19 protein-coding genes are annotated in these 22,869 nt (G+C 43.8%); 17 read left to right on the top strand and 2 right to left on the bottom strand.

Features of this window, described 5'->3' with window-relative positions:
* The first annotated feature begins 19 nt into the window (after window positions 1–19).
* The 14 genes from ACKVDP_RS01775 (at window position 20) to ACKVDP_RS01710 (ending at window position 16,184) form a co-directional block, all read left to right on the top strand.
* Window positions 20–472 (top strand): VanZ family protein, encoded by a 453-nt coding sequence (locus ACKVDP_RS01775; RefSeq protein ID WP_409227075.1) that lies wholly within the window; start codon window positions 20–22, stop codon window positions 470–472.
* A 13-nt stretch (window positions 473–485) separates the two neighbouring features.
* Window positions 486–1,004 (top strand): SOUL family heme-binding protein, encoded by a 519-nt coding sequence (locus tag ACKVDP_RS01770; RefSeq protein WP_409227074.1) that lies wholly within the window; start codon window positions 486–488, stop codon window positions 1,002–1,004.
* 148 nt (window positions 1,005–1,152) lie between these two features.
* A complete protein-coding gene (locus ACKVDP_RS01765; protein WP_409227073.1) occupies window positions 1,153–2,259 on the top strand; it encodes an extracellular solute-binding protein in 1,107 nt (368 codons plus the stop codon).
* Window positions 2,260–3,882 (top strand): ABC transporter permease, encoded by a 1,623-nt coding sequence (locus tag ACKVDP_RS01760; RefSeq protein WP_409227072.1) that lies wholly within the window; start codon window positions 2,260–2,262, stop codon window positions 3,880–3,882.
* Window positions 3,883–3,894: 12 nt separating this feature from the next.
* Entirely contained in the window at window positions 3,895–4,737 is an 843-nt protein-coding gene (locus ACKVDP_RS01755) for a hypothetical protein (RefSeq protein ID WP_409227071.1), read from the top strand.
* A gap of 66 nt (window positions 4,738–4,803) precedes the next feature.
* On the top strand, window positions 4,804–5,718 hold the full coding sequence (locus ACKVDP_RS01750; RefSeq protein WP_409227070.1) for an ABC transporter ATP-binding protein: 915 nt from the start codon (window positions 4,804–4,806) through the stop codon (window positions 5,716–5,718).
* Between the two features lie 115 nt (window positions 5,719–5,833).
* Window positions 5,834–6,601 carry an NADPH-dependent oxidoreductase gene (locus ACKVDP_RS01745; RefSeq protein ID WP_409227069.1) on the top strand — a complete coding sequence of 256 codons (768 nt, stop codon included), beginning with the start codon at window positions 5,834–5,836 and terminating at the stop codon, window positions 6,599–6,601.
* A gap of 64 nt (window positions 6,602–6,665) precedes the next feature.
* Complete coding sequence (gene msrB / locus ACKVDP_RS01740; protein ID WP_409227068.1) at window positions 6,666–7,745, top strand: peptide-methionine (R)-S-oxide reductase MsrB; 1,080 nt, start codon at window positions 6,666–6,668, stop codon at window positions 7,743–7,745.
* A gap of 12 nt (window positions 7,746–7,757) precedes the next feature.
* Complete coding sequence (locus ACKVDP_RS01735) at window positions 7,758–8,621, top strand: DegV family protein (protein WP_409227067.1); 864 nt, start codon at window positions 7,758–7,760, stop codon at window positions 8,619–8,621.
* 81 nt (window positions 8,622–8,702) lie between these two features.
* Window positions 8,703–9,593: a fumarylacetoacetate hydrolase family protein gene (locus ACKVDP_RS01730; RefSeq protein WP_409227066.1), complete on the top strand. Its 891-nt coding sequence runs from the start codon at window positions 8,703–8,705 to the stop codon at window positions 9,591–9,593.
* An 18-nt stretch (window positions 9,594–9,611) separates the two neighbouring features.
* The gene (locus ACKVDP_RS01725) at window positions 9,612–11,318 is read left to right on the top strand and encodes a sigma-54 interaction domain-containing protein (protein WP_409227065.1); all 1,707 of its coding nucleotides are present in this window, start codon (window positions 9,612–9,614) and stop codon (window positions 11,316–11,318) included.
* A gap of 216 nt (window positions 11,319–11,534) precedes the next feature.
* Window positions 11,535–12,803 carry an imidazolonepropionase gene (hutI, locus tag ACKVDP_RS01720; protein WP_409227064.1) on the top strand — a complete coding sequence of 423 codons (1,269 nt, stop codon included), beginning with the start codon at window positions 11,535–11,537 and terminating at the stop codon, window positions 12,801–12,803.
* 1 nt (window position 12,804) lies between these two features.
* Window positions 12,805–14,829 (top strand): urocanate hydratase, encoded by a 2,025-nt coding sequence (locus ACKVDP_RS01715; protein ID WP_409227063.1) that lies wholly within the window; start codon window positions 12,805–12,807, stop codon window positions 14,827–14,829.
* A gap of 56 nt (window positions 14,830–14,885) precedes the next feature.
* Window positions 14,886–16,184 (top strand): YjiH family protein, encoded by a 1,299-nt coding sequence (locus ACKVDP_RS01710; protein ID WP_409227062.1) that lies wholly within the window; start codon window positions 14,886–14,888, stop codon window positions 16,182–16,184.
* 49 nt (window positions 16,185–16,233) lie between these two features.
* On the opposite strand, the gene ACKVDP_RS01705 is transcribed toward ACKVDP_RS01710, so the two are convergent.
* Window positions 16,234–17,361 (bottom strand): Rossmann-fold NAD(P)-binding domain-containing protein, encoded by a 1,128-nt coding sequence (locus ACKVDP_RS01705; RefSeq protein WP_409227061.1) that lies wholly within the window; start codon window positions 17,359–17,361, stop codon window positions 16,234–16,236.
* A gap of 156 nt (window positions 17,362–17,517) precedes the next feature.
* Between ACKVDP_RS01705 and ACKVDP_RS01700 the strand changes: the two genes are divergently transcribed.
* From ACKVDP_RS01700 to ACKVDP_RS01690, 3 genes are all read left to right on the top strand, one after another.
* Window positions 17,518–17,781 (top strand): hypothetical protein, encoded by a 264-nt coding sequence (locus tag ACKVDP_RS01700; RefSeq protein WP_409227060.1) that lies wholly within the window; start codon window positions 17,518–17,520, stop codon window positions 17,779–17,781.
* Between the two features lie 110 nt (window positions 17,782–17,891).
* Complete coding sequence (locus ACKVDP_RS01695) at window positions 17,892–19,409, top strand: IS3 family transposase (protein WP_409227059.1); 1,518 nt, start codon at window positions 17,892–17,894, stop codon at window positions 19,407–19,409.
* A 508-nt stretch (window positions 19,410–19,917) separates the two neighbouring features.
* Window positions 19,918–20,892 (top strand): D-2-hydroxyacid dehydrogenase, encoded by a 975-nt coding sequence (locus ACKVDP_RS01690; protein ID WP_409227058.1) that lies wholly within the window; start codon window positions 19,918–19,920, stop codon window positions 20,890–20,892.
* A 15-nt stretch (window positions 20,893–20,907) separates the two neighbouring features.
* Here ACKVDP_RS01690 and ACKVDP_RS01685 read toward each other — a convergent pair whose 3' ends face one another.
* Window positions 20,908–22,869, bottom strand: a complete 1,962-nt coding sequence (locus ACKVDP_RS01685; RefSeq protein WP_409227057.1) for an LTA synthase family protein — start codon at window positions 22,867–22,869, stop codon at window positions 20,908–20,910.

The raw sequence follows: 22,869 nt of genomic DNA, 5'->3' as shown, positions 1-22,869 counted from the left end.
AGGTTAAAGGAGAAGATGGATGTTCAAAAGAAGGACACCTTGGCTGCTGGTATTGATTTGGATGTTTCTGATATTTTTTCTCAGCAGTCAGCAGGCCGCTGATTCAAACCAATTGAGTACCGGCATTACAAAACTTATTGTTGATATGATTTCAGGTACGTTTCCTGGATTGACACCACAGGCTCAGTGGTTAAATCATATTGTAAGAAAGAACGCCCATTTCATAGCTTATATGGTCCTGGGACTTCTTCAGGTAAATGCTCTGTACCTGAATGGAACCAGGGGCAGAAAGGCTTTTATGCTGGCGCTCGCAATAAGCTTTCTATATGCGGCATCAGACGAGTTTCACCAGACCTTTGTTCCCGGTAGAAGCGGGGAGTTTAGGGATGTTATTATTGATACAGCAGGAGCACTGACAGGTATCGGCATTTACATGCTCATAAGGATCAAATGGACTAAAGAAACCACTTAAGGAGGTGGTGAGGATGGGATTTTACGAAAGTCCTGAGTATAAGGTGGTGGAGTCTTTCGGAGACATTGAGATAAGGAAGTACTCCTCCTACAGCATAGTGACCTATGAGAACCCAGGAGACAAGGATTCCATTCAGGGTTTTTCAAGTCTCTTCTCATATATTTCCAAGGGAAATGTAAGGGAGGAGAAGATCAGCATGACAGTCCCTGTAATCGATGAGAAAAAGCAGGACAGAACCACCATGTCCTTTGTTGTTCCTTCGAAATTCAAAAGGGAGGATATCCCCTTGCCAAAAAGTAATTTCCTCAGTGTAAAGGAAATGGAAGAGGGATACTTTGCCGCCATCAGGTTCAGAGGGAATCCTTCTTCAAAGAGGTTGCAGGAGAATGAAGAGAGACTTAGGGAATTTGTAAGGGAGAAGGGGTACAGGGAGCTTTCCAACTACTACAACGCCTTCTACGATCCACCCTTTCAGCTGCCCTTTGTAAAAAGGAATGACATAATGGTAAGAATCGACTACAAGGAAAAATAAGACCATATTACCTGCCCTAGGGCAGGTTTTTTCCTTCATAAGAAAACCTTATGGGAAAAATTGGTCCATAGAAAAAATTAATATCGCTTTATTGACATATCACCAAATGATAGTATTGATTAGGACATTAATAAAGGAGATGAGCGATATGAATAAAAAAGCTTTAATTGCATTACTTATTGTAGGGGTTATGGTTTTTTCCTTTGCTGGATGTGCAACAACTCCAGAGGAACCTGAGCAGCCTGCTGAAACTCCAGCGGTAGAGGAACCAGCTGAAGAACCGGCTGCTGAAGTGGCCCAGTTGGAGGATAAGGTTGTAATATACTCCACTCATGGAGAAGATATGATTGAAATGGTCGCTGAGGCATTCGAAGAAGAGACAGGGGTTCAGGTTGAATACATAAACCTTAAGGGTGAGCTGGCTGAAAGGGTTGAAGCCGAGAAGGACAATCCACAGGCTGATGTTATGTTTGGCGGAGCCTCAAACCTGTTTATGGACCTTAAGGAGAAGGACCTCTTCGTTCCCCTGGAGCCAGAGTGGGCAAATGATTTGGACCCAATGTTCAAGGATTCTGAAAATTACTGGTTTGGAACAATCCAAACTCCCGTAGCCTTGTTCTACAATACTGAAATGGTAGTGGAAGAAGATCTTCCATCTGATTGGTATGACCTGGCAGATTCAAAATACGAAGGAAAGCTTATATTCAGAAATGCGCTTTCATCGTCTGCAAGGGTCATGTATTCTGCACTTGTTCAACAGTATGAAAGAAATTCCACAATAGAAGAAGGTTGGGAGTTCATGAAGGCTCTTGACAAGAATACCAAGCAGTATTTTGATAGCGGATCTTTGATGATGCAGTCAATTGGTAGACAGGAGGCAAGCATAAGCTTTTCAACCCTTAATGACATAATTGACAACAAGCTGAACAATAATCTTCCTATTGAGATAATTCAGTTGGAGAGTGGTTATCCTGTAATCACAGATGGAATAGCTGCAATCAAAAATTCACCTCATCCAGAGGCTGCTAAAGCATTCGTTGAATTTGCTGGAAGCGCTGAAGTTCAGAGTATGCTTGCAAATGAGTTCAACAGGATGCCAACCCATCCGGGAGCTCTTTCAACTTCTCCGGAGTGGATGGATGAAATAACATTTGAGGCAATGGATGTTGATTGGGTTGACCTTTCAGAAAAGCAATCCCAGTGGATGCAGAAGTGGGATACTGAAATAAAGGATACAGGGAAAGATGTGAAATAGATGAAAAACCTGATTAAGCTGGCATTGCTGGCTGTTTTGGGAGTATTTGTGCTTTATCCATCAATCAGGACCCTCTTGGTCAGTCTTCAGACTGACCAGGGGTTTTCCTTGGCAAACTATGAATATATATTCAGCACAGGAGGTTCATTGGTTGCCATCAAGAATACTCTGATCATGGGTGTCCTGACGGTCCTAATCTGTGGATTCATAGGTACCTTTCTTGCTTTTTTTGTGCATTACTTTGACTTCCCCTTCAGAAAACTCCTTGACAGAGTCCTGCTGCTACCCTTGGTGGTGCCTGGATTGATCATTGTGTTTGCATTTGTGCAGCTATACGGTGAAAGTGGGATGATAACAAAGACAATTGAGAATATGTTGGGCCTGGATGGTCCACTCTATACATTTATGGGACTTCCTGGAATCTTGATGGTTCATGCATATACCCAATATATATACTTCTATATGAATGTATCAGTTGCAGTCAAAGAACTGGACAGGTCAGTGGTTGAAGCTGCCATAAATCTTGGAGCTTCTCCACTGAGGGTTTTTGGGACTGTAATAGTACCATATATAGCACCTGCACTTATCAGTTCGGGGATTTTGACATTTATGACCGGAATAGGATCATTCTCTGCTCCGAATATAATTGGTGGAGGATTCAAGGTGCTGACGACCCAGATCCTTTTGGCAAAGGCTAATCTTTACATGGATCTGGCTGCTGCCCAGGTTGTTGTGCTATCGGTGTTTGCAATGAGCTATATGGGAATCGGGAGATATTATGAGAGAAAGGTATCCTTTCAGACTGGGACAAGGGAACACCTGATCCAGCCTATGAGGATCAGAAACAAAATGGCTAGAGGATTTATGTCCTTGATTGCAATAGGAATAGTACTTATGATTTTTCTCCCCATAATAACTATTGTTTTTTTATCCTTTGTTAAGCCGGGAACCTGGATGATAGAGATTTTTCCAAAGGAGTTCGGACTTGACAATTATATAAGGATTTTCACAAGAAGCAGAAGCCTAGCACCATTTATGAACAGTCTTAAAATGGCCTTGATTGCGGCGCTTGCAGCGGTGGCAATGGCCATACCTGCAGCCTATACCGTAACAAAGACCAAGACCCGACTAAAACCCTTGCTTGAATTTCTGTTGATGCTGCCCTTTGCCCTGCCAGCCAGTGCAATAGCCATTAACATGATAAATGGATTCAGCTCACTGCTTCTGGGCAAGTGGATCATGCTACCCTTGGCTTATTTTGTAAGCATGTTGCCAATGGCAGTAAGGTCGGTTACGATTTCATATGAAAGGTTGAAGGACCAGTATTCAGAGGCTTCAACAAATCTAGGCGCCGGAGGGATGACTACTTTTACAAGGGTTGTGCTCCCACTTGTTTCACCAGGAGTCTGGGCTGGATTTCTTCTTGTTTTCATAAGGAGCCTAGGGGAATATACAATTTCCGCATTTTTGTATACTGCTTCCAACAGACCCATATCAATAGCAATGGTAAACAGCATGTTTGAGTTCGAGATAGGATTGGCAATGGCATATGGAGCCCTGGTACTACTTTTGACCGCAATGGGGTCTTCCATGTTGAGAAGGCTACAGGGAAATATTGAATAGATGAGGTGGAACATGAGGATTGAATTTCACACAGACACAGTTAAGAAGAGCAATGAGGATATATATGGTCTGACCAAAAGAGGAGCCTTTGTGATCGATGGCGCATCTGCCCTAACGGATAGGAGCTTTGTACCTGATGGAAACGATGTAAGCTGGATGGTCCAATGGTGGAGGGACTATTTGGATGGGCATCTTGATGATACCAGCTATTCCATCAAGGAAATACTCAAGGAAGGCGTTAGGAAGTTCAATAAGGAGTATGGCAGGTATGTTGACCTGGATTCACTGGAAGCACATGAGCAGTTATCGGCAGGGATAGCAATTCTAAGGAAGAATGGAGATATTCTTGAGTCATTTGTTTTAGGTGATGTTGAAATATCAGTCAAAAGCAGAAAGGGTGAATGCTCAATAGTCACGGATCAGGCACTTAAGGGTCTTGATGCTGAGGTAATTGACCTGATGAGAAGGAATCATCAAAGGGAAAAACAGGTAATCTTCAAGGGCTTCACTGAGCAGGAGCTGGAGATTTTGATCCGAAACAGGAAAAAAATGAATGTTCCTGGTGGATACTATATTCTAGGTCATAGTGTTGATGCCATTGATATGGGTATATACAGAACATTCCAGGCAGATGAAATCGAAAAGTGCCTTTTATCCACAGATGGTATTGTGCCTTTGAACTATAAGTACACCAGAAGTAACCTTTTGGAAAGGATAAGACAAAGTGGAGTGAGGGATGTCATCAGGGAGTTAAGAGGCATGGAGGAGTCGGACAGGGAAAAAAGAAGCATAGGTCGACTAAAGACTCATGATGATGCTACACTTATCTATCTGGATTTTAGTCTTCAGTCCTAGTTAAGGCAGGTGATAACCATAGATATCAGAATAAGTGATATAAGTCACCATTATGGTGAAAATAGAGTGCTGAGCAATATTGAACTAACAGCAAAGCATGGTGAACTGGTGGCTCTATTGGGTCCTTCAGGATGCGGGAAAACCACACTGTTAAGGCTTGTTGCGGGTTTGATGCAGGTTCAAGAAGGGACGATTTTTTTTGGAGATAAGGATGTAACACATATGGACCCCAGAAAGAGAAATGCCGTAATGGTATTTCAAAGCTATGCCCTGTTTCCCCACCTCACTGTTGGTGAAAATATTGCCTATGGTCTAAGGGTCAGGGGATTATCCAAAAACCACAGAGACGAGAGAGTTAAGGAAATTCTTGCAACTGTAAGACTTGAGGAGCATGAAGGTAGAAGAATCAGCCAGCTGAGCGGAGGACAGCAGCAGAGGGTTGCCCTTGCCAGAGCATTGGTTGTGAATCCCGATGTGCTACTCTTTGATGAACCATTGAGCAATCTGGACGAAAAGCTTAGAATATCAATGAGACAGGAAATAAGGAGAGTCCAGAAGGAAGCTGACATTACAGGAATTTATGTGACTCATGATCAGGAGGAAGCCATGTCCATAGCAGACAGGATAGCCATAATGGATTCAGGAGTTATCCAACAGATAGGATCACCTAGGGAAGTTTATGAAAGACCGGTTAATAGATTTGTTGCAGAATTCATGGGTGAATGCAATTACATTGAAGCTAATGGCAAGACCTATATGGTTAGACCAGACGGTCTTATCCCTTCAATTGAAGGGACATACAGTGGAATAGTCCAGTGGGTTGAATATCTTGGAAGCATGACAAGGATAAGCATGGAATGGAAGGGAAAGAATCTGGTCATGGATGTTCCTTCTGCTACCCTTGGAGAAACCATTCCAGAGACTGGAAATGAATTGCGTTTTGAAATCAATATGGAGAATGCAATAACTATAAAGATATGATTTGGAGCCTAAGGGCTCCTTTTTACTTGTATAAAAGGGGAGTTTGCCACTATTTTTGAGTAAAGCAGCTACCTGTAAGGGTATAAGTGGATTAGAGAAAAAAGGGGGTAATAGGATGACGGTTATAAATGACACCATAAGAATACAGCTGGCCCATAGGACAATCAGGGAATTCACGGAAGAGCCGGTACCCAAGGAGATCTTTGATACACTGATACATGTTGCACAGAGAACAGCCACATCCAATGGAATGCAGACCTATTCCATAATCAGGGTGACAGATCCTGAGAAGAAGAAGGCCATATCTGAAGTGGGAAGACAGGAGTATATAGCAAGGGCACCAGAGCTTCTGATATTCGTTGTTGACCAGTACCGAAACGCCAAGATTACGGAGGAAAAGGGAGTTGACACCATATATTCAAAGGATATGGACAAATTCTTCCAGGGCTTCACCGATTCGGCCCTTGCCGCACAGAATATGGTCGTGGCAATAGAGTCTCTTGGACTTGGTGCAAACTACCTGGGGAGCATCTTGAATGATGCTGAAAGGATAATTGAGATTCTGGACCTTCCCCAGCTGACATTTCCCGTTGTGGGGGTAAGCTTTGGCTATCCGAATCAGGAGCCTCAGCTTAAACCCAGGATGGACATGAGCATGAGGGTGTTCGAAAACACCTATCAGACCCACGACAGCTATGTGGAGGAGCTGAAGGAGTACGACGAAGAGATGCAGACCTACTACGACCTGAGAAATGCCAACAGAAGGGTTGACAGCTTCACGGACCAGGTTGCCGCAAAGATGGCCAGTGCAATCGACAAGAGACACCTTTTGGCCAATGTCATAAGAAAGCAGGGCTTTAAGCTTATGCTTGAAGAAGAATAGAAAAAAGTCCTCCTTGTTTAGGGCTGGGTATAAATACCTTAACCTAAACAGTGGAGGAATTTTTATGAAAAAAAATAGATTTATGCTTATTATGCTGCTGGTTTTTGTCATGGTTCTTTCATCCTGTGCACCAGTGGCCCTGCCGGCGGAAGAAGACCAGGGAGAATTTACACTTGTACCGGATTATTCCAACAGTCGCTACAGGGAAATCTACCTTGCAGGAGGATGCTTTTGGGGAGTGGAGGCCTATTTTGAAAGGATACATGGTGTAGTTTACTCAAATGTTGGCTATGCAAACGGAGAGTCAGACACCACTGATTACTATTCCATAGAGGAGACCGGCCATGCCGAGACAATTTATTTGGTCTATGACCCTGAAATATTGGAGCTTGAACAGATTTTGAAATATTTCTATGGTATAATTGAGCCAACAAGTATCAACAGGCAGGGAAACGATGTGGGAATCCAATATAGGACCGGGATATACTATGTGGATGAGGAAGACCTCCAGGTGATCAACCGTGTAACCCAAATGGTACAGGCTGAGCACTCAGAGCCAATTGCCACTGAAATAGAGAAGCTGGAGAATTATGTTCTAGCTGAGGATTACCACCAGGATTATCTCTACAATAATCCAAATGGATACTGTCATGTGGATCTTAGCAATATTCCTAGAGAAAAGCCATCTATCAGAGCTTCTGACTATCCAAAGCCTTCTCAGGCAGAGATAGAGGAAAAGCTGACAGACCTTCAGTACAGGATTACTCAGGAGGGTGCAACAGAAACCGCTTTCCAGAATCCCTTCTGGAACAATCATGACCAGGGGCTGTATGTTGATATTGTAACTGGAGAACCCCTCTTCCTGTCAATCCACAAGTTTGATTCAGGCTCAGGATGGCCCAGCTTCACTAGGCCAATTGACTGGAATGTGGTGACCCTTCAAAAAGACGATACAATGGGAATGGATAGGATTGAGGTAAGGAGCAGAGCTGGAGATACTCACCTTGGTCATGTTTTTACAGACGGACCGAGTGAGGAGGGAGGTCTCAGGTACTGCATAAATAGTGGAGCGTTGGAATTTATTTATCTGGAAGAGATGGAGGACAATGGCTACGGTGATTATCTGATGTACTTCCAGCAATAAGGAGTGAAAAAATTGATAAAAATCATGGCTGATTCAACCTGTGACCTATCACAGGAAATACTGGAGAAGTACAACATTGGTGTGGCACCGTTAAACGTTGAAATTGGAGACAAGACCTACAAGGACAAGATAGACATAACCCCGGACAGATTTTTTGAGCTGCTGCCAACCCTGCAGGAGCTCCCAAGCACCTCCATGCCCAGTCCGGAGGAATACCTTTCAATTATTGATGAAGCGATGACAGAGGGCTATGATAAGTTCCTTATCATATGCATGTCCAGTGGTACAAGTGGATCCTATCAATCTGCAGAAATTGCTAAGGAATACTTTTTCGACAGGCATCCTGATTCAGATGTCCAGATACATGTGGTTGACTCCCTTTCCATGAGTCATGGAAGTGGGTGGCTTATTATGAAATCAGCACAGCTTCTCCAGGAGGGCTACGATTTTGACCAACTTGTCCGGTTCAATGAGGAGAACAAAAGGAGGGTGAAACACTACCTCTGTGTTGATGACCTTAACAACCTTATAAAAAGCGGAAGACTGACAAATGCAAGTGCATTTATAGGGAAGCTTTTAAGGGTCAAGCCCATTATGACAATGAAAAAAAGCAAGGGAGCAATTGTGGCAAAGGAAAGGGGCTGGAACAAGGTTCTGCGTTACTATGTAACTGAATTTATGAAACGGGTGGACAGGGACCAGACCAATTTCATCATAATCGGCTACACCTCTGATATTCACATAGCGCATGCATTAAGGGATAAAATTAAACAGGACACTGACTTTGAAGGTGATATCTACATCATGCAGATGGGAGTTGCAGTTGGAACCCATGTGGGTCTTGGAGGTCTTTCAATGTTTTTTATGGAAAAATGATGGGCGTATGGGATTACGCCCTTTTTACAACCTGAATTAGGTGTATAATATGATTATATAGAAAATTCTGGAGGTGTTTTGATGAAATTTGTTACATATAGGCATAGAAACGGGGAATATCCAGGGGTACTTTCAAGGGACGGTAAATCCGTATACAGCCTTGATAGGATTTTTGGGGTTGGAAGATTTGCTTCCATGGTAGACTTCATAGAGAATGCTGGTGATGAGCATTTAAGAAAGGTTGAGAACACCTTGGAGGAGGAGTCCATAAAAACCCTTTCCCTTGATGAAATCAGAATTTTGTCACCTATCACCAAGCCGATTCACGACATAATCTGTGTAGGTGTCAATTATGCGGATCACCTTAAGGAATCCCAGTCTGCCATCAAGGATGGAAATCTTGACAAGGTTACCAGGCCTGTGTACTTTTCTAAAAGGACAACAAGGATAATAGGTCCTGACGAGGAGATTACGGGAGAATTTGACCTTGATGATGAATTTGACTACGAGGTGGAGCTTGCAGTAATAATTGGAAAGAGGGGAAGAGATATTCCAAAGGATAGGGTTGAGGACTATATTTTCGGCTATTCAATCTTCAATGACCTATCGTCAAGAAGACTCCAAAGGGAGCATATTCAGTGGTATAAGGGGAAAAGTCTCGATGGATATTCGGTAATGGGTCCTGCTATACTCCATAAATCAAAGCTTCCATTTCCCATGGAGGTGGATGTTATTTCAAGGGTAAATGGAGAGGTGAGACAAAGATCCAACACCAGGATGCTTATAAATGATATAGCCACTCTGATCTCTGACTTTTCAAGTGGAATTACCCTTGAGCCTGGGGATATAATTGCAACGGGAACCCCTGCAGGAGTGGGGATGGGCTTCAGTCCTCCGAAGTTCATGAAAAGGGGCGACGAAATCCAGTGTGAGATTCCCAAGATCGGAGTGTTGAGCAATAGGATTGTTTAAGGTTATCGGAGGGTTTTGATGGACTTAAATGCGGTTGGTACTATTTTAGAGAAATTTGCACCCCTTTCGGCCATTGCCGACAAGGAAGGAAATATATTGTGGACCAGCTCTTCTCTGGAAGGGCTTGTTTCTGTTGGGAATAAGGGTATGGAAGAAGTGCTGGGATTGGATAGGGGCGGACTTGCCAGGATTCCTGACGGGAAGAAATTGGAGGTCATCCTAGAAGACAGGGAATATAAGGCACGGATACTAAAGGCTGGAGTCCATTTTATTGTTGAGTTTAAGGAAATTGGAGATTACAGGGACCCAAATGTAAGGGCAGACAGCCTTCTTCAGGTGATAGAGAACCTCTACGACGGAGTGCTCCTTAGCGATAAGGATGGACGGGTCAAGGTCTACAACAAGTCAATGGAGGAGTTGGAGAAAAGAAGGGCAGAGGATATGCTGGGCCGGTATATCTGGGATGCCTACGGCTACAGCGACAAGGACAAGTCTGAGCATATGGAGGTATTCAAGACCGGCAAGCCCATAATCAACAAGTACGCTGCCCATGCCTACAATGAGGGAAAGCCGGTCTATAAGTCCTATTCCACAATACCCATAAAGGATGGAGAGAGGACAATTGGAGTGTTTTCAATCAGCAAGGATGAAACCAAGCTTCAAAATCTGCTTTCCCAAATAATGGAGCTAAAGAGGGAATCCTACGGATTGGAGGAAAGGGAGGGAGCCTTCCTCAACGGAACTAGGTTTACCTTCTCGGATATCATCGGATCCAGCCAGGCCATTAAGAAGGTTATTCGGGAAGCCCAGGCAATCGCCTGGCTTGACAACAGCATACTTCTGGTTGGGGATACGGGAACCGGTAAGGAGGTATTCGCACAGAGCATCCATAATTTCAGTAAAAGGAAGGCTCATCCGTTTATTGGTATAAACTGTTCTGCCATCCCGGAAAACCTCCTGGAGAGCATACTTTTTGGAGCGGTAAAAGGAGCCTACACAGGAGCTGTGGATTCCCCGGGACTTTTCGAGGAGGCGGGAGATGGCACCCTGTTCCTGGATGAGATAGACTCAATGCCCATCAACATGCAGACCAAGCTGCTTAGGGTCCTGCAGGAGAGGAACACCAGAAGGGTTGGAGGCAAGGATAGCTATCCAATCAAATGCAGGGTGATAAGTGCAATGAATACGGACCCCTACAAGCTTATAGATGCAGGCAAGCTAAGACTGGACCTCTTCTACAGAATAGCTGGATACAATCTGTACATTCCTCCCCTTCGAGACAGGGATGAGGACATTTTCCATATCAGCCATCACTATATCAAGAAGTATAACCTGGTAATGGAAAAGGTAATTTCAACCATTGGAGAGGACCTGAAAAACATGATGCGAAGCTACCCCTGGCCCGGTAACATCAGGGAGCTTGAGCACTTCATCGAGAACACCATGGTAAGGAGCGGGGAGGATGAAAGGGTTCTTAGGCTTGAAAACACGCCGGATTATATTCTTGAGGCAATGAAATGGAGTGACTCAGGAATTCAGGAAAGGGAAGTTTCCACAGAAAATCTCCAGGATAGTTTGGATGGATTGGAAAGAAGACTTTTAAGGCAAGCTCTGGAAAAATATCTATGGAATGTTACAAGGACAGCCAAAGCCCTTGGAATAACCAGACAGAGCCTCATATACAGAATGAGAAAGTACGATATTGAAAGACAGTCAGAACAGTAATGTTTTAAAATAAAGCAAAGTGTTTCATAAAACAACATACACAAACGACCTATACTGCAGCAAGTGTTTTAAAATAAAACACTTGCTGCAGTCTTATTAAGTGATCCTCAGAAGAATGACTGTTTTAGTAGCCTCCAGAACCCATAAAACTTGGCATGGATATTGCAATAGTATTATACTGGTTACTTAATTGGAAGTATTGAGAGGAGGAATTATATGAAGGCATCATTGGTCATAAAAAACATAAAAACCCTGGTAACTGTAAGGGGGGGAGAAAAGCCCAGAACAGGTGAAGCTCAGGGTAAGGCTGGAATAATTGAAAACGGAATAGTTGCTGTGAAGGATGGAAAAATAATATTCGTGGGTGAGGGAAGCCTGCCCGAGGGAATTGAAATTGACAAAAATACTGTGGTTATAGATGGAACTGGAAAAACAGTAACCCCTGGGCTTATTGACTGTCACACCCATCTGGTCCATGGTGGAAGCAGAGAGAATGAGCTGGCCATGAAGCTTGAAGGCAAGGGATATCTCGAGATTCTTACAGCTGGAGGGGGAATCCATTCCACCGCAATGGCTACTGAGAAGGCTACACCAGATGAACTGTACAACAAAGCCTGGAAGAGCCTGGATACGATGCTGGGCTTTGGAGTGACTACAGTTGAGGCAAAATCAGGCTATGGAATCGGAAGCTTCGAAACGGAGCTTAAGCAAATCCAGGTTGCAAACAAGCTAAATCAGGATCATCCAGTGGACATTCTTTCAACCTTCATGGGAGCCCATGCGGTACCGGCCCAGTACAAGGAGAATTCCGACCTGTTTGTTGACAAGCTGGTAAATGAAATGATACCACATATTGCTGAAAACAAGCTGGCAAAGTTCTGTGATGTATTCTGTGAGGAAGGGGTTTTTACAGTTGATCAGTCAAGAAGGATCATCCTGGCAGCAAAGGGAAAGGGACTTGTTCCCAAGATCCATGCGGATGAAATCGTATCCCTTGGAGGAGCGGAGCTGGCAGCCGAGACAGGCTGCATCTCAGCCGAGCACCTTATTGGTGCAAGTGACCAGGGAATCGAGGACATGGCTAAGGCTGGAGTAATAGGCGTCCTGCTACCAGGTACCAGCTTCAATCTTGGTAAGAATGGTGCCAGGGCCAGGGATATGATCCAAGCAGGAGTCCCTGTGGCTGTTTCAACGGACTACAACCCAGGTAGCTGCCCTAGTGAAAATCTACAGCTGATGATGACCCTGGCTTCATTGGATCTTAAGATGCTTCCTGAAGAGGTGATTACGGCGGTAACCCTGAACGCAGCAGCGGCTCTGGGAATATCGGATCGCACAGGATCTCTTGAAATAGGTAAGAATGCTGATATTGCAATATTTGACGCTCCAAACCTGGACTATATGATCTACCATTTCGGAATAAATCATACAGACAAGGTAATAAAGGGTGGAAAAGTAGTATTTGAAAAACAAAGGAGGATGTAATATGTGGAATAACAAAAGCATCGGAGAGGCAATGGAAATCAAGCTGGACAATTATCTTCCGGAGTATCCGGAGTTCAGCAAGTTCATTAGAAGGGCTCCAAAAAGAGAGTTCACATTGACCCAGAAGGAAACAGAGGTTGCGCTGAAAAATGCACTTAGGTATGTTCCTGAAGACCTGCACGAAGAACTGGCACCGGAGTTTCTGGATGAGCTGCTTACAATGGGTAGAATCTATGGCTACCGTTTCAGGCCAAATGAAATTATCTATGGTAAACCCATTGATGAGTACAAGGGTAAGTGCATTGAAGGTAAGGCATTCCAGGTAATGATCGACAATAACCTTTCCTTTGACGTTGCCCTTTATCCATACGAGCTGGTTACCTACGGTGAGACCGGACAGGTATTCCAGAACTGGATGCAGTACAGGCTGACAATGAAATACCTTGAGGAGCTGACTGACGATCAGACATTGGTTCTTCAGTCTGGACATCCATTGGGACTCTTCAAGTCCCACAAGAACAGTCCGAGGGTTATAATAACAAATGCCTTGATGATTGGTGCCTTTGACGACCAGGAGCACTGGATAAAGGCTCAAGCCATGGGTGTTGCCAACTACGGTCAGATGACAGCAGGTGGATGGATGTACATCGGACCCCAGGGAATCGTACATGGAACCTACAATACAATCCTCAATGCCGGAAGACTGAAGCTTGGAATTGCCGATGACAAGGACCTTGCAGGTCACATGTTTGTAAGCTCCGGTCTGGGTGGAATGAGCGGTGCTCAGGGCAAGGCAGCAAAGATTGCCGGAGGAGTTGGAATTATAGCAGAAGTTGACATCTCAAGGATCAATACAAGACTTGAGCAGGGCTGGATAGACGAGTACTTCGACGACCTGGGAGAGTTGTTCCAATCTGCCCACAAGGCAATGGAGGAGAGGAAGGCAACTGCAATCGCATATCATGGAAACATAATAGACCTTCTTGAATACGCACTTGAAAAGGACATACACATTGAGCTGCTTTCAGACCAGACCTCATGCCATGCAGCCTACGATGGAGGATATTGCCCACAGGGACTTTCCTTCGAGGAAAGGACAAAAATGCTTCTTGAGGACAAGAAGAGCTTTATCAAGGAGGTTGACAAGAGCCTTAAGCACCACTTCAGCCTTATCCAGAAGCTAGTTGACAAGGGAACCTACTTCTTTGACTACGGAAACAGCTTCATGAAGGCAATATACGATGCAGGTGTACAGGAAATATCTGCAAACGGTATAGATGATACAGACGGTTTCATCTTCCCATCCTATGTAGAGGACATAATGGGTCCCATGCTGTTTGACTACGGCTATGGACCTTTCAGATGGGTCTGCCTAAGCGGCAAGCACGAGGACCTTATAAAAACGGACAAGGCTGCAATGGACTGTATTGATCCAGACAGAAGAGGACAGGACAGAGACAACTACAACTGGATCAGGGACGCGGAAAAGAACAAGCTTGTTGTTGGAACCCAGGCGAGAATCCTGTATCAGGACGAGGTTGGAAGAACCCAGATTGCCTTGAAGTTCAATGAAATGGTCAGGAATGGAGAGGTCGGTCCGATAATGCTTGGTAGGGACCACCATGATGTATCAGGTACCGACTCGCCATTTAGGGAGACTGCCAACATCAAGGATGGAAGCAATATAATGGCCGATATGGCAACCCATTGCTTCGCGGGAAATGCAGCAAGGGGAATGAGCCTTATCGCTCTTCACAACGGTGGTGGAGTGGGAATCGGTAAATCCATAAACGGTGGATTTGGAATGGTTCTTGATGGCTCTGAAAGGGTTGACACCATCCTTAGTCTGGCAATGCCATGGGATGTTATCAGTGGAGTTGCAAGAAGAGCCTGGGCCAGAAACGACAATTCTCTGGACACAATAATTGAGTTCAACAAAAATAACAGGGAAACAGACCATATCACACTTCCATATGTTGCAGATGACAATCTGGTTAAGAATCTGGTAGAGAAGAAGTACAAGTAAGTGAATAGGGGAGTCGTGCATCGACTCCCTTAAAAAATGAACAGGAGAGTGATAAAGTGGACAAGCATTATGACGGTACAAAGATTGCAAAGTTCATTGGCTTTGCACTTGTGGGTATATTCATGTTTTTCATTCCCATTACAATCAATGAAAAAAGCACCATCCCCTTGGACCACATAGTCAGTTATATTCAAACCATCCCTGGATGGGGGCCGGTTTATTCAGGGATAATAGTAACTGTGGGCGGCCTTCTGCCCTTCATCAGAAAGGACTGGAATAAGAGCACATCTGATATGGTCTTTTCAATTTTCAAGTTGGCAGGAATAGTACTTATAGCCATGGCCATCTTCGGATTTGGCCCGGCATTTTTGCATGCACCAGATATAATCCCATTTATTTACGGTAAGATAGTGGTACCTGTTACCACAATTGTTCCGGTTGGGGCGATTTTTCTAGCCTTCCTGGTCAACTACGGATTGATGGAGTTTATTGGTGTGTTTATGCAGCCTGTAATGAACCCCATATGGAAAACGCCAGGAAGATCTGCAATAGATGCCGTTGCATCCTTTGTGGGAAGCTATTCCCTGGGACTGCTTATTACAAATCAGGTCTATACGGAAGGAAAATACACGGGAAAGCAGGCCGCAATAATTGCAACAGGCTTCTCGACGGTTTCAGCCACATTTATGGTAATTGTTGCTAAGACACTTGGGTTGATGGAGTATTGGCTCCTGTACTTCTGGCTTACTCTTGTGATAACCTTTATTGTAACTGCAATCACATCAAGGATCTATCCCTTGAACAGAAAGCCTGATACATACTTCAACAATATGGAGGGAAGCCCGGAGCCGGTTCCATCGGGAAACAGACTTAGAAGGGCATATGAAGAGGGAATGGATGCGATGGAAAAGGCACCCACTGTTGTGGAAAGCGTATGGGATACCCTTAAAAAGGGTATCATGCTTGCCCTTTCAATTGGTCCCCTGCTGATGTCTGTTGGAGTTCTCGGGGTTGTGCTGGCAGCACACACTCCTGTTTTTGACATAATCGGGTATATCTTCTATCCATTTACATTGCTTGCACAGATACCGGAGCCACTTCTGGCTGCAAAGGCCATGGCCTTGTCCATCGCTGAAATGTTCCTGCCGGCTCTTCTTGTTACTGAGGCACCATTTATAACAAAATTCTTGGTAGGTATTGTAAGTGTATCCGAGATTCTGTTCTTCTCAGCATCAATACCTTGTATCATCGCTACTGAAATTCCTCTTACCATTAAGGACTACCTGATCATATGGGTGGAGAGGGTCGTGATTTCAATCATTATTGCAGCACCGATTCTTCATATACTGTTTTAAAGTAAAAAAGCAAAGCTAAAAATCGATACAAAAAAGCTGGCCCACTGGGTCAGCTTTTTTTGTGGTTTTCAAGAAAATACGGAAGTGAGGCCCTGACAAGGGCCCTTTCATAGGGGTCGTCAGAGTGGATTGAAAGCTTTTGGGGATCCTTGGAGATCAGCTCCCTCAAGAAGTATATAAGCTGCTTGCTGTAAAGGGTCATGCAGCCGATTGGATCCACTCCAGGCCATGCATTACAGCTTACAACGGTTCTTCTGTGGGTTGTGTCCACACCTTCGGGTATACCATCATAGGCAGGGTCATTTGGTTCAAACACCAGCTGGTCCAGGGTCCCTGTGGGGATGCCCTCGATTCCCTTAACCTGGATAGGTGATATATCCGTATTGTAGGGGTCTGCGGAGAGGTCCAGGATTACTCCGTGAGTAGGCATGTTTTCCAGCCAGCAATTTTTCACTATGTACTGGGAAGGATCTCTTCTTCTGCTTGCATCCACAAGGATATCCATTTTCTTAAGCTCTTCCTTAAGGAGCCCAGGATTTTCAGTTATGCTCCTTGGATACAGGTTTATTATCATACCAGGAGTTTTTGATTTATTGTTCAGGAAGAAGCTGTCGCTGTAATGCTTAAGGGCCTTTGCAGCTTCAAGTCCCACTGACCCAAAGCCCAGGATGCCAGCGTAAAGGGGTCTGATAGCAGGAATATCAAAGTCCTTTGTCTTCTTTTTCAGTTGGGTGAATGCAGCATCCACACCTGAGTAGGATGTCCCGCCATAATTTACAACCATCCTCCTGTCCCAATCATCCTCAATTCCATCCATGGAGAATGGGATAAGGGAAAGCTCCTGAAGAAGATTGTTCCTGCTTTCCCTGGTATCGTAATGGAGCATGGAAAAAAGGACGGAGCCAGGCTTCATCCACTTAAGCTCATCCTCTTCTGGTGTTCTCAGCACAACTATCATATCAGCATTGAAAACCTCCCTCCTTGGAAGGATCCTTATCCTGTCATTCACAAGTAGGTAATCATTTATGCCAAAGCCCATTCCAATACCGTAGTCTTCCTCCATAAGTATCTCAATATCCTGGTTCAATTGGAGCAATCTGAAAAGCAAAGGGACAAAATCCCTCTTTTCGCTTTCCTCCTTATTCATCCTTGGGAAACCGATTGATTTTATTTTCATTGAATCACCGTCCTTTGGTGTATTTCCTTAATGATACCCGAACAGGGTGTATTTCACAACCTCCAGAGTAAAATAATCCACATTGCACTGTAAAAGCAAGGAGGAATCTGATAATATTAGATAATAAGAGCATGTCATTTAGCTGGGGAGGTATTTATGAGTGTTTTCGAAATTCTTATGTTGCTTTGCTTTGGAGCGGCTTGGCCATTTTCAATATACAAGTCATATACATCCAGATCCGTTAAGGGGAAGAGTCCAATATTCCTTCTGGTCCTTATGAGTGGCTATGTATTTGGAATACTGAACAAGCTTTTCTATCACTATGACCATGTGATTTTTCTGTATATGCTGAACCTGGTCATGATTTCAACCGATTTTGGGCTGTATTTGAGAAATAAGAAGCTGGGAGAGGAATGTTAAATTAATTCACAATTCACAATTCACAATGCATACCCTCTCGATGAATTCCAGAAAAATCATAGATTGGGGATGCGGACAAAATCTTGGACAAATAGTCTAGGAGGGTGTCTATGTATTCCAGAGAAGAAAGAAACAGAGCAATACATCTATACTTAAAATACGATAAGTGTATTGCTGATGTGATAAGAGTGTTAGGATATCCAAACTATCGAACCCTAAAAGATTGGTATGCTGAATACCAGCAACAACTAATTGATGGTACAGAAAATGAACCATGTAAAGTGAAACCTAAGTTTACTGATAAAGAGGTTAGTACAGCAGTTAAGCATTATCTAGAAAACGGCAAAAACTATACGAGGACTGTCAAAACCCTGGGATATCCTTCTCGAGAAACTCTTCGTAAATGGGTAAGAGAAATTGCCCCAGAAGAGAGAAAAATAATCAAAAGTAGGATACAATACTCGCAAGAGGATAAAATAAGGGCAGTATCCGACTTCTGCTACCGAGAAGAAACAACTTCGACCGTTGCAGAAACCCACAATGTTCATCGTAGGACTTTGTATAAGTGGAAAAAGGAGCTGTTTCAAGAGGAGCTGGATATGCCAATGGACATAGACCTTGATGTAGTTAAGGAAAAGCTTGAAGACGAAGTCATAGCACTAAGAAAAGAAGTATCAAAGCTTCGAATGGAAAAAGATTTGCTGGAAGGAGCAGCTGAACTAATAAAAAAAGATCCGGGCATCAGTCTAGCTGGTCTGACAAATAAAGAAAAGACAATCCTGATTGATGCCCTAAGAAAGAGGTACCCCTTAAAAGAGCTACTCAATTCCTTGAGATTAGTAAAGAGTAGTTACTACTATCAGCGGTCTATCAAAGGTATAGACACCAAATACGACAGAATAAGAGATGAAATCATTCTCTTGTTCAATAATAACTATAAATGTTATGGTTATAGACGTATTCATAAGATTTTAAGAGACAAAGGAATTTATATTTCGGAAAAAGTAGTACGTCGTCTAATGAGGGAAGAAGATTTGGTTGTAAAAACAAAGAGAAGCAGAAAATACAACTCTTACAAGGGAGAACTCTCGCCGGCACCTGATAATATAATCCAACGCGATTTTACTGCTGATAAGCCCAACAGCAAATGGCTGACGGATATTACAGAATTTAGACTACCGGCGGGCAAAGTATATCTTTCGCCAATCATAGACTGCTTTGATGGGAAGGTAGTTCAATGGAGCATATCTAATCAGCCAGATGCTGAGATGACTACCAGCATGCTTGAATCGGCAATAAGCACTTTGGTTGAAGGAGAAACTCCAGTTATTCACTCTGATAGGGGAATCCATTATCGTTGGCCAGGTTGGATCAACTTAATAGAAAAAGCTGGACTGAAGCGATCTATGTCAAAGAAAGGCTACACACCTGATAATGCTGCTTGTGAAGGCTTTTTCGGCAGAATCAAAAACGAGATGTTCTACAATCGAAAATGGAGTAATGTTACCATTGAGGATTTTATAAGAATCCTTGATCAATATTTGAAATGGTACAACAATGATAGAGTCAAAATGAAACTTGGGGGTAAGAGCATAAATGATTACCGGCGAAGTCTTGGAATTGTCTAAAAAGAGTCCAAAAAAACATCCGCACCCCCATTTTTAGGAATTCTATCGCCGGGCACAAGCAATAGAGAAGATAATTAAGAAGTAAGAAGTAAGAAGTAAGAAGTAAGAAGTAAGAAGTAAGAAGTAAGAAGTAAGAAGTAAGAAGTAAGAAGTAATATCTAAGAGCTAAGAGTTAAAAAGCAAGAAGAAAGTTGGTCGGTTGGTCAGGAAAAGAAAGATCCCTCCGCTTAGGTCGGGATGACAGTTAGAATGTCATGTCGAGCCTGTCGAGACATCTCGGGTCAAGCTATAGGGTTCAGGACCCTTCGCAAGCCCAGGGTGACAAATTTAGGGTCATTCTTAGAGTAATGGAAGAATCTTTAGACGTGGGGACGTTTCATCTGTCTTGCGTTTGAAGGCTAGAGGCTAGCTAATCCTTTGCCTAAGGAACTTACTTGAAAGCACCCTTGGCATTAAATTGTGAACTGTGAACTGTGAATTGAGAATTAAAAGAGAGGCGGTGTTGCAATTGAAAATAGTTGTACTGGACGGATACACACTAAATCCCGGGGACCTGTCCTGGGAGGGAATATCCCAATTCGGGGAGTTGACGGTATATGACAGGACTGCATACAAGCCAGGTGGAGAGGACCTTGTGGTTGATAGGGCCAAGGATGCGGAAGCTATCCTTCTCAACAAGACCCTCCTTACCCGGGAAATGATCGAAAGGCTACCAAGGCTCAAGTATGTGGGTGTGCTTGCAACAGGCTACAACATTGTGGATATTGAAGCTGCCAAGGAGAGGGGCATCCTTGTAACCAACGTTCCAACCTACGGAACAACAGCAGTCGCCCAGATGACCTTTGCACTTCTTCTGGAGCTGTGCCACCATGTTGGAGAACACAGCAGGGCAGTCCATAAGGGAGAATGGGTCGAAAACCCGGACTGGTCATTCTGGAAGTATCCCCTTGTGGAGCTTGCAGGCAAGACAATGGGAATAATCGGATATGGAAGAATTGGAAGCGCCGTGGGAAAAATCGCCCAGGCATTTGGAATGAATGTACTGGCCATGGCAAGTACTCCAAAGCCGGAGCTTGAGACAGAAGGATTGAGGTTTGCCTCCTTGGAGGAAATACTTGAGAAGTCCGATGTGATCAGCCTTCATGTTCCACTGTTTGAATCTACAGAAGGAATGATCAACAGGGAATCAATCCATAAGATGAAAAGTAACGCAATGATAATAAACACTTCAAGAGGACCCTTGATTGTTGAGGAAGATCTTGCAGAGGCATTGAACAATGGAAGGATTGCAGGAGCTGCTTTGGATGTAGTATCATCTGAGCCCATAGATCCAGAAAATCCCCTTCTAAAGGCTGACAACTGCATAATAACCCCTCACATTGCATGGGCTCCAAAGGAATCCCGAAAAAGACTGATGGATGTAGCTGTTGAAAATCTGAAGGAATATATTTCTGGCAATCCAACAAATGTAGTAAACAAATAAAGGTGCTGGTGGACTTTAAAGTCCACCCAGCACCTTTCTGTAATAGTCCGATTCCAGCATCCAGGCTGAATAGAGAAATTTTGCATCTATTAGCTCCGAAACCGATTTCACATAGCTTTTCCTCTCCCTGCCACCGGCATTCTTTAAATCTCCCAGGGGTATGAATTCACCGGTTACTGAATTGAAAATTCCCTTGTCTGTAATAAAGCTTCTGTTTGAAAAGATCACAAGTGGAGGCTTATCCGAGAAGATGTCCCTTCCCATCATCAGCCTTGAATCGAAGTCCAGCCCCATGAGGTTTGAAAGGGTTGGCAGTATATCCAGGCTCCAGGCAGGCTCCTCTATGGTTTTGGGCTCCATTCCCCTTGAATAAAGAATGAATGAATTTCTGTAAAGTTCAAAGTTTCTTTCAATGATTCCTCCCTTAAGCTCCTCCTGTTCATCCAGGGTCAGTCCATAGGGGTAGTGGTCTGAGCTTATTGCAATAAGTGTCTTGTCTGCTTTTCCCTCAGCATCTAGTCTTTTCAGCAGGTATTCCAAGGCCTTGTCCAGCTCGATCTGACCTGCAAGATAGGCCTTGACCTTGTGGGAATAGGGAAGGTGTTCAACCAGATGCCTGTTTCTTTCTGCCATTGAGTTCTTGTCGAACCTGTAAATCATATGTCCGCTTACAGTCATATAGTAGGCGTGGAACCTTTCGGAGTCAATGTATTCTGGAATGGTATTTTCCATCATTTCAAGATCCGACTCAGGCCAGGTAGGCCCCACAAGGAGACCATTGCCAAGACCCTTGTAATCATAGCCCATGTTCTTGTGGGTAAGGTGTCTCTCGTAGTAGTCGAAGGAATGGTTGTGGTAGGCCTTTGTCAGATATCCTCTATCTTTCAGCTGGTTGCCCATTGCAAAGGGCAGGTGATTGTTCTTGGATCTTGGATAGCTCCAATCTCCCGGTTTTGGCAGAAGTCCCGTGGTTGCTACATATTCCCCATCTGTTGTGCTTACACCCCAGATAGGGGTGTAGAAGTTCTTGAAGTAAAATCCTTCGTGGACCATCTTATAAAGTGTAGGTGTCACATCCTCCCTTATGGCAAGGTGGGAAAAGCTCTCTGCTGTAATAAGGATCAGGTTGTGATCCTTGAACATACCTGTGTATTCATTCTTTCTTGAAGGTTCCATAAGGGAAAAATATCTGTGAAGCCTCTTGACCCTTTCATCGGTCTCATCCTTCTCCAAGGCCTTAAAATCCAGTGGGAGCATATTGTGGAACTGGCTTGTTATCACGGGGGGATTGTCAGTTTTGCTTGATTCAACATACTCCATTATCCCCTCCTCATCAGGGAGGTGCCTTGGGGTCCAGCCCAGCACCTGCCTCTTGAGATCCAATCGCATATAGGTCAGGAGTCCCAGATTCTCCACGGAAAATTCTGGCTGATGGATATTGTAGTAGAGATTATAGGGTGAGTTTACTGTTCTGTTTCCCTTGTTGACCAGATGGAGACCGATAACATGAAAAGCAACCCCACTTCCTATGATCAAAGACCTTTCCCAAAGGGTTGAACTGAAGGCGAAAAGTCCCTGACTGGATAATAGTGTAAAAAGGGGTAAGGGTATTAACATTGCCAGAACCTGGGCAATATTATCCCGGATTGTGCTGATTGCAATTCCTGCAAATTCCATCACGTCACCTGCATTCCCGGCAGAATAGACGATGTAGAAGGTCCTGAATATGCTGAAGTAGACAAGCTGGGATGCATAAAGGATGGATAGGATCAATACAAATACCAGTGAAATCCAGTGATTGAACCCATGGGTAAAGGTTGTTGAAGCAAGGAATAAGGCAGCTGCAAAGGGAAGACTGAAGATCAGGGGCAGCTTCATTCCATCAAGAAATGAATCCCCTTTTAGCTTTCTTCTTGTCAAGACTTCAAGATATATGATTGCAGAAAGGTAAAAAAAGAATAGAAGGTAGCCGAACAT

It is taken from the genome of Gudongella ferriphila, from assembly GCF_046224405.1.
Lineage (GTDB): Bacteria > Bacillota > Clostridia > Tissierellales > Tissierellaceae > Gudongella.
Note: the sequence above shows the minus strand (reverse complement) of the source record. Positions and strands in the feature narration are given on the sequence as shown.

What these genes read in the sequence shown, in the direction of transcription:
- ACKVDP_RS01685 (WP_409227057.1), bottom strand. Translation starts at nt 22,869, where the DNA reads ATGTTCGGCTACCTTCTATTCTTTTTTTACCTTTCTGCAATCATATAT.
- ACKVDP_RS01715 (WP_409227063.1), top strand. Translation starts at nt 12,805, where the DNA reads ATGTGGAATAACAAAAGCATCGGAGAGGCAATGGAAATCAAGCTGGAC.
- ACKVDP_RS01770 (WP_409227074.1), top strand. Translation starts at nt 486, where the DNA reads ATGGGATTTTACGAAAGTCCTGAGTATAAGGTGGTGGAGTCTTTCGGA.
- ACKVDP_RS01700 (WP_409227060.1), top strand. Translation starts at nt 17,518, where the DNA reads ATGAGTGTTTTCGAAATTCTTATGTTGCTTTGCTTTGGAGCGGCTTGG.
- ACKVDP_RS01695 (WP_409227059.1), top strand. Translation starts at nt 17,892, where the DNA reads ATGTATTCCAGAGAAGAAAGAAACAGAGCAATACATCTATACTTAAAA.
- ACKVDP_RS01725 (WP_409227065.1), top strand. Translation starts at nt 9,612, where the DNA reads ATGGACTTAAATGCGGTTGGTACTATTTTAGAGAAATTTGCACCCCTT.
- ACKVDP_RS01775 (WP_409227075.1), top strand. Translation starts at nt 20, where the DNA reads ATGTTCAAAAGAAGGACACCTTGGCTGCTGGTATTGATTTGGATGTTT.
- ACKVDP_RS01705 (WP_409227061.1), bottom strand. Translation starts at nt 17,361, where the DNA reads ATGAAAATAAAATCAATCGGTTTCCCAAGGATGAATAAGGAGGAAAGC.
- msrB (WP_409227068.1), top strand. Translation starts at nt 6,666, where the DNA reads ATGAAAAAAAATAGATTTATGCTTATTATGCTGCTGGTTTTTGTCATG.
- ACKVDP_RS01745 (WP_409227069.1), top strand. Translation starts at nt 5,834, where the DNA reads ATGACGGTTATAAATGACACCATAAGAATACAGCTGGCCCATAGGACA.
- ACKVDP_RS01765 (WP_409227073.1), top strand. Translation starts at nt 1,153, where the DNA reads ATGAATAAAAAAGCTTTAATTGCATTACTTATTGTAGGGGTTATGGTT.
- ACKVDP_RS01755 (WP_409227071.1), top strand. Translation starts at nt 3,895, where the DNA reads ATGAGGATTGAATTTCACACAGACACAGTTAAGAAGAGCAATGAGGAT.
- ACKVDP_RS01760 (WP_409227072.1), top strand. Translation starts at nt 2,260, where the DNA reads ATGAAAAACCTGATTAAGCTGGCATTGCTGGCTGTTTTGGGAGTATTT.
- ACKVDP_RS01730 (WP_409227066.1), top strand. Translation starts at nt 8,703, where the DNA reads ATGAAATTTGTTACATATAGGCATAGAAACGGGGAATATCCAGGGGTA.
- hutI (WP_409227064.1), top strand. Translation starts at nt 11,535, where the DNA reads ATGAAGGCATCATTGGTCATAAAAAACATAAAAACCCTGGTAACTGTA.